The organism is Pararhizobium sp. LjRoot235 (assembly GCF_964254145.1).
Lineage (GTDB): Bacteria > Pseudomonadota > Alphaproteobacteria > Rhizobiales > Rhizobiaceae > Pararhizobium.
Genome location: NZ_CAXUSP020000001.1, coordinates 339,303 through 353,822 on the forward strand (window position 1 = coordinate 339,303; position 14,520 = coordinate 353,822).

Sequence of the window (14,520 nt, forward strand, 5' to 3'; positions counted from 1 at the left end):
ACATTGCCGAACTTCTGGAGATTGACCGATGAACCTCGTGCGCACCGCGATGCTTCTGGCCTTCATGACGGTCTTGTTCATGGCGGTCGGCTTTCTGATCGGCGGCAGGGGTGGCATGATGATCGCGCTTCTCGTCGCCGCGGGCATGAATTTCTTCTCCTATTGGAATTCCGACCGCATTGTGCTGCGCATGTACCGGGCGCAGGAAGTCGACGAGCGCACCGCCCCGGAATATTACAGCATCGTGCGTGACCTCGCGAAAAATGCCGGACTGCCGATGCCGAAGGTCTATGTTATCGACAATCCGCAGCCGAATGCCTTCGCCACCGGCCGCAATCCGGAACATGCTGCCGTTGCTGCCTCCACCGGACTCCTCAATGCGCTGACCTATGACGAAGTCGCAGGCGTCATGGCACACGAACTCGCCCACGTGCAGAATCGCGACACGCTGACGATGACGCTGACGGCGACGCTTGCCGGCGCCATTTCCATGCTCGGCAATTTTGCCTTCTTCTTCGGCGGCAATCGTGAAAACAACAATCCGCTAGGCTTCGTCGGCGTGCTCGTGGCGATGATCGTCGCGCCGCTCGCAGCCATGATCGTGCAGATGGCGATCAGTCGGACGCGTGAATATTCCGCCGATCGGCGCGGTGCCCAGATCTGCGGCAAGCCGCTGTCGCTCGCCTCCGCGCTCGCCAAGATTTCGAATTTCGCCCATCAGGTGCCGAATGAGGAGGCCGAGCGCAACCCGGCCACCGCGCATATGTTCATCATCAATCCGCTATCCGGGGAGCGCATGGACAACCTGTTCTCGACCCATCCGGCGACAGAAAACCGCATCGCGGCACTTCAGCAGATGGCGAGTGAGATGTCTGCGGTCTCGACGGCGGCGGTCAGGGCTGATAGTCCGATGCGCAAATCGCGCTCCGTGCCGCCGACGGGCTGGGGTCGCGGTGGTTCCGAACCACCGAAAGGTCCCTGGTCTTGACGTCCGACGAAAATAAAACCGCTTCGCTCCCGAAACGAAATAGCCGCAAACCGAGTTCCGTTAAGAGAGGGCCGGAAAATCAGGGCTTTGCGCGCAGCGACAAGCCTGGCCTCCAAGCCCGGCAGGCGGCGGCCAAGATGCTGGCGGCCGTAGTCGATCGCAAGACCTCGCTGGATGGCATGCTCGATGCCGCAAACGGCAACCCTGTTTATCGCGAACTCAACGAAGCCGATCGCGCCCTGGTGCGGGCTATCCTGAACTCGGCTCTGCGCCAGTTGCCCCGCATCGAGGCAATGATCGGCTCGCTGCTGCAGACGCCGCTGCCAGAGGGCGCGCGGGCGCTGGACCACGTCCTTGCCGTTGCGGCCGCGCAAATCCTCTATCTCGATATCCCCGACCATTCAGCCGTTGATCTCGCCGTCGAGCAGGCGCAGACCGACCCACGCAACAAGCGCTTCGCCAGTCTGGTCAACGCCGTGCTGCGCCGCCTTTCGCGCGAAAAACAAGACCTGCTCGAATCGATCGGTGAGAAGACACCGGCGATCCCCGATTGGTTCCATAAAAGGCTCGTCGGCTACTACGGTGCCGAAGCAGCAGGTCGCATTGCGGATGCGCTGCTCACCCCCGCAGCCATCGATCTAACCGTTAAGTCTGACGCGGAAGGATGGGCGCAGCGCCTGAACGGGCGTGTCCTGCCAACGGGCTCCGTGCGTCTCGCCGGCTTTTCCGGCGCGGTGCCGAACCTGTCGGGCTTCGAGGACGGCGAATGGTGGGTGCAGGACGCCGCCGCCGCCCTGCCCGCGAAACTGTTTGGCTCACTTGCCGGCAAGCGCGTGGTCGATCTCTGCGCAGCACCAGGCGGAAAAACCGCGCAATTGGTTTTGGCCGGAGCGGATGTCACCGCCCTCGACCAGTCGGAGAGTCGCCTGAAGCGTCTTCAAGGCAATCTCGCCCGTCTTGGGCTTCAGGCGGCCACGCAGGAAATCAATATGGCTGATTTCCGCGCGGAAGAGCTGTTCGACGCCGCCCTGCTTGACGCGCCCTGCTCTTCAACCGGCACGATCCGCCGCCATCCTGACGTTCTGTGGACCAAGGGGCCGGAAGACATCGAGAAACTGGCCCTGCTGCAGGAGAGGTTGCTGCGCCATGCACTGACCCTGGTCAAACCTGGTGGTCTTGTCGTCTTTTCCAACTGCTCGCTCGACAAGCGGGAAGGTGAAGAGGTTGCTGAACGCGTCCTTGCCGAAGGCGGTTGCGAACGCGTCGCCATCGATCCGGCGGATTGGCCTGGGTTGGAAGATGCGATTACGCCGCTTGGCGAATTCCGCACCACGCCGGCGATGATTCCGCCGCAGGATGGTTTTTCCGGCGGCCTTGACGGTTTTTATGCAGTAATCTTGCGCCGAAAAACATAATTTTGGCTGTCAACAGCCCGCTTTCATACCTCAATTGACGCGTTGGCCGCGTTTGCCTAACAATGCCGGCACGATCCATAAAAGTTTAATGACTTTTCAGGCACGATCGTGGTCCTGGCAGTATCTGGTGCGGACAGCAATCATTCCGATAGTTACATGCGGTTTGAAGCCCGGTCCGGGAGTGGGGAGGCACACGGGCGCAACAATGCAGATTTCGGACCGGCAAAGGCTTCTCTATTTGTATCTGCGTGAAGGCTGGCGCCGCTTCTCGCGCCGCCTTGCCTTGGGCCGCAACTCCGCGTTTCGTTTCACCGGCACCACGCCGGATCGCCTGATCGTTGCGCCGACGGATCTGCGGGCTGTCGATTCCTTCGTTGCAGAAGAAATCCTGCAGGGCCGTTTTCCCCTGGCGGGCCGCGTGCTCGACACGGAAGGCGAATCACCCTTCGAGATCGACCTGCCCTCGCGCGAATTTGCTGTCCGGCTGCATTCCTTCGGCTGGGTTCGTCATATGCGCTCGGTCAAGGAGGAGGCATTCGGGCAACTGCGTCATATCGTCAACGACTGGATCGTGACGCATGGCCGCCTTATCGATGGTGTCGCCTGGGAACCGGACATCATTGCCCAGCGCCTGATCGCCTGGCTGTCGCATTCGCCGATCATCCTGCGCAATGCCGAGCATGGCTTCTATCGCCGTTTCCTGAAAAATCTGGCATTCCAGGTCCGTTATCTGCGCCACGTCGCTGATACCACCTGCGACGGCGAAGCACGACTGCGCGTGCGCATCGCCCTTGCCATGGCTTCTGTCGCCATGCCCGCGTCGGACTCGGCGATCCGAAAGGCCGCCCGCAATCTTGATCTCGAGCTTGATCGACAGATCCTGCCGGACGGTGGCCACAGCTCGCGCAACCCGCGTGCCGGGCTTGAGCTACTCATTGATCTGCTGCCGCTGCGTCAGACCTATGTCAATCTCGGCCATGACGTTCCCGCCAAGCTCATCCCCTGCATCGACCGCATGTATCCGGCCCTGCGCTTCTTCCGTCATCAGGGCGGCGAGCTGGCGTTGTTCAATGGCGCCACCTCGACGCTGGCCAATGAGCTGATGGCCGTCCTGCGTTATGACGAGACCGCCGGCGCGCCATTTAAAGCCTTGCCGCATATCAATTATCGGCGTCTGGCCGCAAACAATGTCGTTGTCATCGTCGATACCGGCTTGCCCCTTTCGCCGGAATTGTCGCGCACAGCCCATGCCGGCTGCCTGTCGTTCGAAATGTCGTCCGGCCGCCACCGCTTCATCATCAATTCGGGATCGCCAAAGTTTGCCGGCGAACGATTCCGCCAGTTGGCGCGGCTGACGGCGGCGCATTCGACCGTCACCATCAACGATCGCTCGTCATCGCGGCTATCCGAGTCGCATTTCCTTGGCCCCATCGTCACCGGCGGCGTCTCCAGGGTTATCGTGCGCCGACAAGAGGAGGAGAACCGACCGGACGCCGTTATCGCCAGTCATGATGGCTATGTTCAGTCTTTCGGCCTGATGCATGAGCGCGATATCAGTATGAACGGCCAGGGAAATACCGTCCGTGGCCGCGACCGGCTGTACCAGCCGGACGGCGCGGATCCGGCGGAGACCAATCCGGCCGTGGCCGTTGCCCGCTTTCATATCCACCCTGCGATCAGCCTGCGCCAGCACAGCCCGAATGAGGTCTATCTCACGGCCCCCGATGGAGAAAGCTGGCTGTTCACCTGCCGCGACAGCGAGGTCACGATCGAAGAAGACATTTTCTTCGCCGACCCTTCCGGCGTGCGCAAAACGTCGCAGATCTCCGTCACTTTTGCTGCGGCTTCACAACCGGAAATCCAATGGATTCTATCGCGCGAAGCGTGACAACCAGCGATGCCGCACACAGGAGAAGCAAACGGTTTCTTCATGGGGAAAGCTGTGCTAACGGCATGCGGACATTTGCCGGAAGGTTTCCGTTATCCGGCGCCCTAGAAGGAGCTTGATGATGGCTGTCGCTTCCAAGAAAATTCCCGTCCCCGATCAGGTGACGATCCGCACCGCTCTGCTCTCCGTCTCCGACAAGACCGGCATTGTCGAGCTTGCCCGTTCGCTGCATCAGAAAGGCATCCATCTGGTCTCGACTGGCGGGACGCACAAGACGCTGGCCGAAGCGGGCTTGCCGGTCACGGACGTTTCTGATCTCACCGGCTTTCCGGAAGTCATGGATGGCCGCGTCAAGACCTTGCACCCCGGTGTGCACGGCGGTCTTCTGGCCATCCGCGACGACGAAGACCACGTCAAGGCGATGACGACGCATGGCATTACCGGCATCGATTTGGCGGTCATCAATCTCTATCCGTTCGAGGAAGTCCGTGCCAAGCGCGGCGATTACCCGACGACGGTCGAAAATATCGATATCGGCGGCCCGGCGATGATCCGCGCCTCGGCCAAGAACCACGCCTATGTCACCGTCATTACCGACGCCGCCGACTACACGGCGCTGCTCGCCGAGCTGGGTAACGGTGCCGCGACCTCCTTCGCCTTCCGGCGTCAGATGGCCGCCAAGGCCTATGCCCGCACGGCGGCCTACGACACCGCCATTTCCGGCTGGTTCGCCGAGGTTCTCGATACCCCGATGCCGCTCCACCGCACCATCGGCGGCGTGTTGAAGGAAGAGATGCGCTACGGCGAGAATCCGCATCAGAAAGCCGGATTCTATCTGACCGGCGAAAACCGCCCGGGTGTCGCGACGGCGACCCTTTTGCAGGGCAAGCAGCTGTCCTACAACAATATCAACGACACCGACGCGGCCTTCGAACTCGTCGCCGAGTTCCTGCCGGAAAAGGCACCGGCCTGCGCCATCATCAAGCATGCAAACCCATGTGGCGTGGCAACGGGCGCGACCCAGCTCGAAGCCTATGAGCGGGCGCTCGCCTGCGATTCCACCTCGGCTTTCGGCGGCATCCTCGCGCTCAACCGGGAACTCGACGGTGTCACCGCTGAAGAGATCGTCAAGCTGTTCACCGAGGTCATTATCGCGCCGTCTGTCAGCGATGCTGCCAAGATCGTCATCGCCGGCAAACCGAACCTGCGGCTTCTCGTCACCGGCGGCCTGCCCGATCCGCGCGCGCCGGGCCTTGCCGCGAAAACCGTCGCCGGCGGTCTGCTGGTGCAGACCCGCGACAACGGCATGGTCGAGGACCTGGAGCTGAAGGTTGTCACCAAGCGCGCACCGACAGAGCAGGAACTGGAAGACATGAAGTTCGCCTTCAAGGTGGCGAAGCACGTGAAGTCCAACGCCGTCGTCTACGCCAAGGACGGCCAGACCGTCGGCATCGGTGCCGGCCAGATGAGTCGCGTCGATTCGGCCCGCATCGCTGGCCTCAAGGCCGAGGAAGCGGCAAGGGCGCTCGGCCTGCCGGCGCCGCTGACGCGCGGCTCGGCCGTTGCGTCCGAAGCCTTCTTGCCCTTCGCCGACGGCCTCCTCTCGATGATCGCCGCCGGCGCCACCGCCGTCATCCAGCCGGGCGGCTCGATGCGCGATCGGGAAGTCATCGCCGCTGCAGACGAAGCCGGCGTCGCCATGGTCTTCACCGGGATGCGCCATTTCCGGCATTGAGATACGGTCGCTTGAGCGGTTCACTCATGGGACCGCTGGCGAGGAGGGTTATGGTGTCGGGCGCCAAGCTCTCCCCTCCGTCATCCTCGGGGCTTGACCCGACCATCCATGGGTCTGGGGAAATGGACCCTCGGGTCAAGCCCGAGGATGACCGGAAGTGTTATGATACACTCTCAAACAACCACCGCCTTGGTCTCCTCATCGCGCTCTATTCGCCGGATAAGGAGTGCGGATGAGGATCAGCAGCCCCACAGCCAGAAACGCCACCAGCGCCATCATGCCGATGCGGGCCGATCCCGTTGCGAGCGTGATCGTCGCGACCGAAGCCGGTGCGAGAAACGAGGTTGCGCGTCCCGACAGCGCATAGAGGCCGAAATAGCGCCCCGCCTCATCGGCACTGACGCTGCGCGCCAGATAGGAGCGCGACGAGGCCTGCACCGGGCCGAAGGCGATGCCGACCAGCAGGCCGAAGACGATATAGGCCTTTTCCGCGGCGGTGCCGAAAAGGCCACCGGCGTCGGCTATGGGGAGTTGCAGAAGTCCGAACAGCGTATAGCCGGGGCCAGTCGAGACGATGCCAAACGTCGCAATCGTCAGGCAGATCAGGCTCGCGGTGACGATTCTTTTCGAGCCGAGCTTGGCGTCAAGCCGGCTGGCATAGAGGCATCCGCCGATCGCGACGATGTTGAGGATGATGCCATAGATGCCAAGTTCGACCGTCTGCCAGGCAAACATGCTCGCTGCGAACGTGCCGCCAAGGGCCAGAAGCCCGTTGACGCCGTCCTGAAAGATCATCCGGGCCACCAGAAACCGCAGGATGCCCGATCGTTCCCGCAATTCGCCGATTGTGTGCCCAAGCTCAGCGAGGCCGCTGCGCACCGCCACGGCCGCAGGCACTGACACCCTCTGCGCGTCCGGCGTGAACAGGAACATCGGCAGGATGAAGATCAGGTACCAGACGGCCGAGATCGGTCCGGTAATGCGCGCATCGGCGCCGGTCGCCGGGTCAAGGCCGAACAGGGGGGTCAATCCAAGAATTGTTTTTCCGGATTCAGGGTTCGCTGCCAGAAGCGTGACCACGGCGATCAGCACGATCATGCCGCCGAGATAGCCCAGTCCCCATGCCATGTTGGAAATGCGGCCGATCTGGCTTTCGCTGACCAGCCGCGGCATCATCGAATCGTTGAAAACGATCGAAAATTCCGCCGCGATCGAAGCGAGAATGATGAAGATGAACGGATAGACTAGCGGCGATCCCGGCACAGCGTACCAGAGAAGAGCGAGAGACGCGATCTTGATCACCGCGAAGAAGGCGATCCAGGGCTTGCGCGTGCCGGTCGCGTCTGCGATCGACCCCAGCACCGGCGACAATATCGCGATGATGAAGCCGGAGATGGTGATCGTATACCCCCACATCGCCTGACCATGCACGGGATCGTCCGTGAGCCGGGAAACGAAATAAGGGCCGAAGATGAAGGTGATAACCACCGTGAAGAAGGGCTGGGCAGCCCAGTCGAACAGCATCCAGCCCGCAAGGCCGGCGCGCGATACTCTTGGCTCGTCGCTGACCCCTGCGGTGATGCTGCTCACTTGATTCTCCACTGTCTGCTCCGCTTGTTCGGCGCAGACAGTGTCACCTCGCCCTGTCCTGCGCAAGATCGCTGAGAAGACCGGCGGCGACGGTGATCTTGGCCAGCGTCGTTTCACCCTTCTCCGTCAGTTGCGCCAACTGGTCGGTAATGCGGTTAACCCTGCCGCGATCGCTGTCCTGCCAGGCGAGTACCGGATTCTTTTCCGATTTCCCGTTGGCAAGCGCCGCGATGGTGATCTCGCGGCGGGCATTGGCGATATCGCTGATGCTGCGCGACAGTGCCATCGCCTCATATTGTTCCGTCGCCGAAACGCGCTCGGCTGCGGCCAGAAGCCGGGCGATCCGCAGGTTCTGGGTGACGCCGAAGTAACTCTGTGCCGTGCGTGCCAGCGTCACGCCGGTCTCGGCGGAAATCTGCATGATTTCCGGCACCAGTGTCATCAGGAACAGGCCGGCCACTTCGTCGGCCAAGGCTTGCGGCACGCCGCGCTCGGCGAAATAGGCCGCCTTCTGGCGCGCCTCTTCGGCTGCGTCCTCCGGAATCGAGGAATGCAGGCTGGGTTTCAGCTTCGTGAGCGCCTGGCGCAGCCTGTCCACTGCATCGCCGAGTGGCCCGGCGATTGTGCGGGTCCTCAGCGCCCGTTCGGTCACGATGGCGAAGATGCGCCCGGCCTCCTGGTAAAGTTCGTTCTGGACCCGGCCGCTGACGATGTTGTCGAGTGCATCGATTTCCCCCTGAATGCGCGTCAGGTCATAGCCGTCGCGCGCCAGCACCGCGGCTTTCACCACGTCGGCCGGCATGAAGCCCGTCTGGTCGATGAGACTGCTGACGAAGGCCGGGCCGCCGCGATTGATCGTGTCGTTGGCGAGCACTGTGGCGATGATTTCGCGGCGCAGTCGGTGTTCGTTGATGTCGCTGGCATGCGCCTTGTGCATCTTCGCCGGAAAGTAGTCGCGCAGTGTCGTGAGAAAATAGGGATCATCCGTTAGATCGCTGGAGACGATCTCGTCGAACAGGACGATCTTGGCATAGGACAAGAGCACGCCGATCTCGGCGCGCGTCAGCGCCTTGCCGCTCTGGTAGCGCTCGCTGAGCGCCACGTCGTTCGGCAGCACTTCCACCTTGCGGTTCAGATGCCCGTCGGCTTCCAGCCTTGTCATCAGCCGCGCTAGCGCCGTCCGGTTGCCAACACCGAGCATCTCGGTGAGCGAGATCGACAATGACTGTTCGTAGTTGTTGCGCAGAACCAGCGCCGCCACTTCATCGGTCATCGAGGCGAGCAGCGTGTTACGCTTGGCGCGCGTCAGGCGTCCGTCTCGCATGGCGGAAGCCAGCGCGATCTTGATGTTGACCTCGAAGTCGGAGGAGTTGACACCGGCCGAGTTGTCGATCGCGTCGGAGTTGCAGCGTCCGCCCTTGAGGCCGAAGGCGATGCGGCCACGCTGGGTAACGCCGAGATTGGCGCCCTCGCCGATCACCTTGGCACCAACCTCGTCGGCCGTAATGCGGATCGGATCGTTGGCGCGGTCACCGACCTCCGCGTCCGTTTCGTTTGGCCCCCGCACGTAGGTGCCGATGCCGCCGAACCAGAGCAGATCGACCGGGCTCTTCAGGATCGCCGTCATGATCTCGAACGGCGTTGCCTGTTGCTTGTCGATGCCGATCGCCGCCATCGCTTGCGGCGTCAGCGTCACGGATTTCTCCGTGCGCGGAATGATCATGCCGCCGGCCGAAAGCGTCGTGCGATCGTAGTCCTGCCAGCTCGATCGCGGCAGGTCGAACATGCGCCGGCGCTCGGCAAAGGAGCGGTCGGTATCCGGGTCAGGATCGATGAAGATGTCGCGATGGTCGAAGGCAGCGATCAGCCGGATTTTTTCCGAAAGCAGCATGCCGTTGCCGAAGACGTCGCCGGACATGTCGCCGACGCCGGCAACGGTGAAGGGCGTTGTCTGGATGTCGGTGTCCATCTCGCGGAAATGCCGTTTGACGGTTTCCCAAGCACCGCGCGCGGTGATGCCCATCTTCTTGTGGTCGTATCCGGCAGAGCCGCCGGAGGCAAAGGCATCGTCCAGCCAGAAGCCCGCTTCCTGCGCAAGCCCGTTGGCGGTGTCAGAGAAGGTCGCGGTGCCCTTGTCGGCGGCGACGACGAAATACGGGTCGTCACCGTCAAGCCGCAGCGTGTCGGCCGGGGGCACGACATCCTGGCCAACAATGTTGTCGGTGATCGACAGCAACGTGCGAATATAGGTCTTGTAGGCCTCGGTTCCGACCTTGAAGATCTCGTCTCGGCTGCCGCCCACCGGCAGCTGCTTCGGATAGAAGCCGCCTTTGGCGCCGACCGGTACGATGACGGCGTTCTTCACCTGCTGCGCCTTGACCAGGCCGAGCACCTCGGTGCGATAGTCCTGCGAGCGATCCGACCAGCGCAGGCCGCCGCGCGCCACCTTGCCGAAGCGCAGGTGCACGCCCTCGACTTCGGTGCCGTAGACGAAGATTTCGCGGAACGGGCGCGGCTCGGGCAGACCGTCGAGGATTTTCGGATCGAGCTTGAAGGCGAGCATCGCTTTCGGATTGCCGTTTGTATCTCGCTGGAAATAATTGGTGCGCAACGTCGCCGTGATGGCATTGACGTAGCGGCGCAGGATCTGGTCTTCGTCGAGGCTGGGGACCGCGTTCAACGCCTGCTCGATCGCCGCCGAGAGCGCCGCCATGCGCTTCGTTCGCGGCTTGTCGTCGAGCGAGGGGTCCAGGCGGGTGACGAAGAGCTTGAAGATGTCGGCAGCGATAGCCGGATACTTGTTCAGGGTCTCGGCAATATAGCCTTGGGAATAGGTGATGCCGGTCTGGCGCAGGTAGCGCGCATAGGCCCGCAGAACGGTCACTTCGCGGGCCGTCAGGCCGGCAAGCATGATCAGCCGGTTGAAGTTGTCATCCTCGATCAGGCCGTTCCAGACAGCGAGGTAAGCCTCTTCCAGCATCGCGGCGCACTTGTCGAGGTTGAGTATGTGCCCGTCCCGATGGACCAGTTCCATATCGTGCAGAACGACGAGGCGCTGTCCGCTCGCAACGTCGGTGACGGCGATATCATGCGTCTGTTCGCTGATCACCCGGAAGCCGAGATTTTCAAGCAGCGGAACACGATGGGAGAGCGACACCGGTTCGCTGGCGTGGAAGATCTTCAGCTCGAGAGCTCCCGGTGCCTTGCCGCGCTTCTGATAGAAGGCGATGCGGATGGGGTCGGTGGGCAGGCAGGCCGCGATATCATCGAGGTCGGCATAAGCTTCGGCCGGCGTGAACGCCACCTGGTAGGCTTCGTTGACGCTGATCGCGACGCCCTCGTGGCGGGCCAAGAGGTCGAACCGGTCGATCCAGCGCGTGACGATATCGCGCACCGCATCTTCCAGCTTTGCCTGCGGCACACGGGGCGTCTTGCCGGCGTAGCGCCCGATAATGAAATGGACGCGTGCCAGGCCGCCTTCCGGAAAGGCTGGATAGTAGGCGGAAACACGGCCGTCATAGATGGTTTTCAGGTAGTTGCCGATCTTTTCGCGGACATCCGAATCATATTGCTCGCGCGGCACATAGACGATTACCGAAACAAACCGATCGAAATGATCGATACGCGGCAGAACCCGGATTCGCGGCCGGTCGGCGAGTTCGTTGATCTGTTCGCAGAAGCTTGCGAGCAATCCGACATCGATCTGGAACAGGTCGTCGCGCGGATAGGATTCCAGCGTGTTGGCAAGCATCTTGCCGGAATGGCTCTGCGGATCGTAGCCGAAATGATCGACGATCTTCTCCACTTTGAAGCGCAACAACGGAATTTCCGCTGCCGGCCGCGTATAGGCGCTGGAGGTGAAGAGGCCAACAATGCGCAACTCGCCGGTGACGTTGCCCGCCTCGTCGAAACGCTTGACGCCGATATAGTCCATATAAGCGCGGCGGTGGACGACCGATTTCACATTCGCCTTGGTAACGATCAGGAAATCAGGTCCGTTGAGGAAAGCGAGGATTTCCGGCGTCGTCAGTACCGCGTCCTTGCCCTGGCGCAGGACACGAACATCCGGATTGGAGAGAATGCCGAGCCCCCGGCCCTTGCCGCGTTCGACCACGGCGCTATCCCCCTTGCCCGAATAGGTGTATTCGCGCATGCCAAGGAAAGTGAAATTGTTATCGCGCAGCCAGCGCAGGAAGGCCAGCGTTTCTTCACGGTCGTTCTTCCTGCGCGAGGGAGCGTGGTTTTCTAGTTCGTTCATCGCCTGGTCGAGCAGGGCCGTCATCTGCTTCCAATCGCCAACCGCGTGATGTACTTGCGAAAGGACATTGCCGACCCGTGCTTTGAGGTCCTCCGCCTCCGTATCGCTCAGCTTGGAGAGATGAATCTGGATATGGCTGACGCGCGAGGCGGGATCGCTCTTTTCTTCCGGATCGAAGATCTTAGCCGGTTTTCCAGCTTCGAGAACCAGGATAGGATGCACGGCAAGATGAATGTCGCGGTGGGTGGCGGTGACCTCGCCCATGATCGAATCGTACAGGAACGGCATGTTGCGGTCAGTAACGGACAGGATTGATACGTCCGTTCCGCTGGGCGTGACGCCATCGACCGATTCAACGGTGATGATCGGACGGTCGTTTTCGCTCCGGCGCACTTCCTTGAGGGCATGTGCTGCCGTCAGCGCCAGCATCTCCGGTGTATATTGATCGAGATCGTCATGGCTTGCCCGCCGGAAAAGGATCTCCGGCGACAACATTGTCAGCCCGAGCGCCTTGCCGGCTTCGTTCACAACGTCGAAATGCCGGTCTCGTTTTGGATTATATTTGGCGCCCATGGCAGTCTCTCCCCGCAATCACCATTTTTGCCGAACCTAACAGAAGAATGGCTGTTGGCGACTGTTTTTGTGGATGTTTTTCGCTCATTTTGAGCGAATTCGGAATGGATTCATGAAAATTTGGGAGAAAATGCACCAATTTTGAAATTAAATCGGTTGTATCCGCTGTGCGATCCTGCTTATCCATTGGACGGCGAAAGGCGCTTTTTCATCTTTTCCTGGTCACGGTTGACAGCGGCATGACTGTTGGGCGATCTGAGGGTGTCGAAATAGCGGAAAAACATGAATGTCCGAGCCTGCACCCGGCGCCGTCATCGTCATTTCAAGCCATGTGATTCGCGGTTCCGTCGGCAATCGCGCCGCGGTCTTTGCGCTTGAGATGCTGGGTTATCCGGTCTGGGCTGTGCCGACGGTCATCCTGCCCTGGCATCCGGGCCATGGCCCCTCGACCCGGGTGACGGTGGGTGAGGACGATTTCAACAGCCTGATCGATGACCTCATCCGGGCGCCATGGACAGGTGAAGTCCGCGCCATTCTCTCCGGCTATCTCGGGGCAACTCATCAAGCGGAAGGGATCGCGCGGCTCGTCGAGGCGCTGAGGAAGAAAAATCCCGACCTTTTCTATGCCTGCGATCCGGTGATGGGCGATGCCGGCGGCCTTTATGTGCCCGAGGCAACCGCGATCGCGATGCGCGACAGGCTTTTGCCGCTGGCGTCGCTTGCTACGCCCAACCGGTTCGAACTGTCCTGGCTCTGCGGTGTTCCGCTTGAAACCAACGCCGCCATTCTTGAGGCTGCCCTGGCGCTCGGGCCGCCGCGCATGCTGGTCACTTCGGCAATCGGGATGATGCACGGCAGCACCGGCAATCTTTATCTCTCCGGCAATCATGCGCTGCTTGCCGAGCACCGCCTGATCGACAATCCCCCCAATGGCACAGGTGACCTCTTGGCGGCGCTGTTCGTCGCCCGGCTTCTGGAAGGGCTCAAGGAAGAGCGGGCGTTGCAACTGGCGACGGCGAGCGTCTTCGAGATCCTCGCCCGCACCGGCAAACGGGGCGCCGATGAACTGACGCTCGAGCGCGATGCTTCCAGCCTGGCAACGCCGATGGCAATGGTCCAGATGCGGCGGTTGATTCATCCGAGCCAGAAACGGCGCTCTTGATGAAGCTTGCCATCCCCTGCCCAGGCCGAATAAACCGGTCGGAACCCCTAAGAAATGATATGGAGATTTCACGGATGTCACCGGCGCCGCCGTCTGCCGAAAATTTGCATGTGCGCGGCGCGCAAAGGCTGTGTCCCACAGGCGGCGAGCGTGCAATGTACATCCCAATTGTCTTAAATAGTCGGAGTGATCGAGCACCATGCAGCGTTTTCCGGACCATCTGCTGAACGGCTACAACAACTTCATGAGCCGGCGTTTCAACGAGCAGCAGCAGCGCTACAAGGCGCTCGCCGAAACCGGACAGCAGCCGCAAACCCTCGTCATTGCCTGTTGTGACAGCCGCGCAGCACCTGAGACCGTGTTCGACAGCGGCCCCGGAGAGCTTTTCGTCGTCCGCAACGTCGCCAACATGATGCCGCCCTACGAGCCGGACGGTCACTATCATTCGACCTCCGCTGCCCTCGAGTTTGCCGTTCAGGTGCTGAAGGTCCGCGATATCGTCGTCATGGGTCACGGCCGTTGCGGCGGCATCAAGGCGGCGCTTGATCTCGATGCCGGGCCGCTGTCGCCCGGGGATTTTATCGGTCGCTGGATGCATCTCCTGAAACCTGCCGCCGAACAGATCCAGAGCAACGACATCATGACCGCAGCCGAGCGCCAGCGGGCACTGGAGCGCGTCTCGATCCGCAATTCCATCGCCAACCTACGGACCTTCCCTTGCGTCCAGATTCTCGAACAGCGCGGCAAGCTGCATCTGCACGGCGCCTGGTTCGACATTTCCACGGGCGAACTCTGGGTGATGGATGCCAAGACCGGCGATTTCGCCCGGCCGGGGATGTGACGGACTTTGGCGGCACTTTCGCCTCCGTCATCCTCGGGCGAGCAAAGCGAGTTCCGGGGATCCAGGAGAG

8 protein-coding genes are annotated in these 14,520 nt (G+C 61.5%); 6 read left to right on the forward strand and 2 right to left on the reverse strand.

The features are described 5' to 3' along the window. Nucleotides 1-28: 28 nt before the first annotated feature. The 4 genes from htpX to purH all read left to right on the forward strand — a co-directional run bounded on the left by htpX (nt 29) and on the right by purH (nt 6,026). Nucleotides 29-988, forward strand: coding sequence for a zinc metalloprotease HtpX (gene htpX / locus ACSQ2Z_RS01655; RefSeq protein WP_436079606.1), 960 nt, complete (start codon nt 29-31; stop codon nt 986-988). Next, complete coding sequence (locus ACSQ2Z_RS01660) at nt 985-2,403, forward strand: RsmB/NOP family class I SAM-dependent RNA methyltransferase (RefSeq protein WP_436079607.1); 1,419 nt, start codon at nt 985-987, stop codon at nt 2,401-2,403. The genes htpX and ACSQ2Z_RS01660 overlap by 4 nt, the downstream gene beginning before the upstream one ends. 205 nt (nt 2,404-2,608) lie before the next feature. Beyond that, the gene (locus ACSQ2Z_RS01665) at nt 2,609-4,291 is read left to right on the forward strand and encodes a heparinase II/III family protein (protein WP_436079608.1); all 1,683 of its coding nucleotides are present in this window, start codon (nt 2,609-2,611) and stop codon (nt 4,289-4,291) included. Between the two features lie 121 nt (nt 4,292-4,412). Then, nucleotides 4,413-6,026, forward strand: a complete 1,614-nt coding sequence (gene purH / locus ACSQ2Z_RS01670; RefSeq protein ID WP_436079609.1) for a bifunctional phosphoribosylaminoimidazolecarboxamide formyltransferase/IMP cyclohydrolase — start codon at nt 4,413-4,415, stop codon at nt 6,024-6,026. 198 nt (nt 6,027-6,224) lie between these two features. On the opposite strand, the gene ACSQ2Z_RS01675 is transcribed toward purH, so the two are convergent. Beyond that, nucleotides 6,225-7,616 (reverse strand): MFS transporter, encoded by a 1,392-nt coding sequence (locus ACSQ2Z_RS01675; protein WP_436079610.1) that lies wholly within the window; start codon nt 7,614-7,616, stop codon nt 6,225-6,227. Nucleotides 7,617-7,659: 43 nt separating this feature from the next. Then, a complete protein-coding gene (locus ACSQ2Z_RS01680; RefSeq protein ID WP_436079611.1) occupies nt 7,660-12,447 on the reverse strand; it encodes an NAD-glutamate dehydrogenase in 4,788 nt (1,595 codons plus the stop codon). 286 nt (nt 12,448-12,733) lie between these two features. Between ACSQ2Z_RS01680 and pdxY the strand changes: the two genes are divergently transcribed. Further along, nucleotides 12,734-13,609, forward strand: coding sequence for a pyridoxal kinase PdxY (pdxY, locus tag ACSQ2Z_RS01685; protein WP_436079612.1), 876 nt, complete (start codon nt 12,734-12,736; stop codon nt 13,607-13,609). 199 nt (nt 13,610-13,808) lie between these two features. Next, nucleotides 13,809-14,450 (forward strand): carbonic anhydrase, encoded by a 642-nt coding sequence (locus ACSQ2Z_RS01690; RefSeq protein ID WP_436079613.1) that lies wholly within the window; start codon nt 13,809-13,811, stop codon nt 14,448-14,450. The last annotated feature ends 70 nt before the right edge of the window (nt 14,451-14,520 follow it).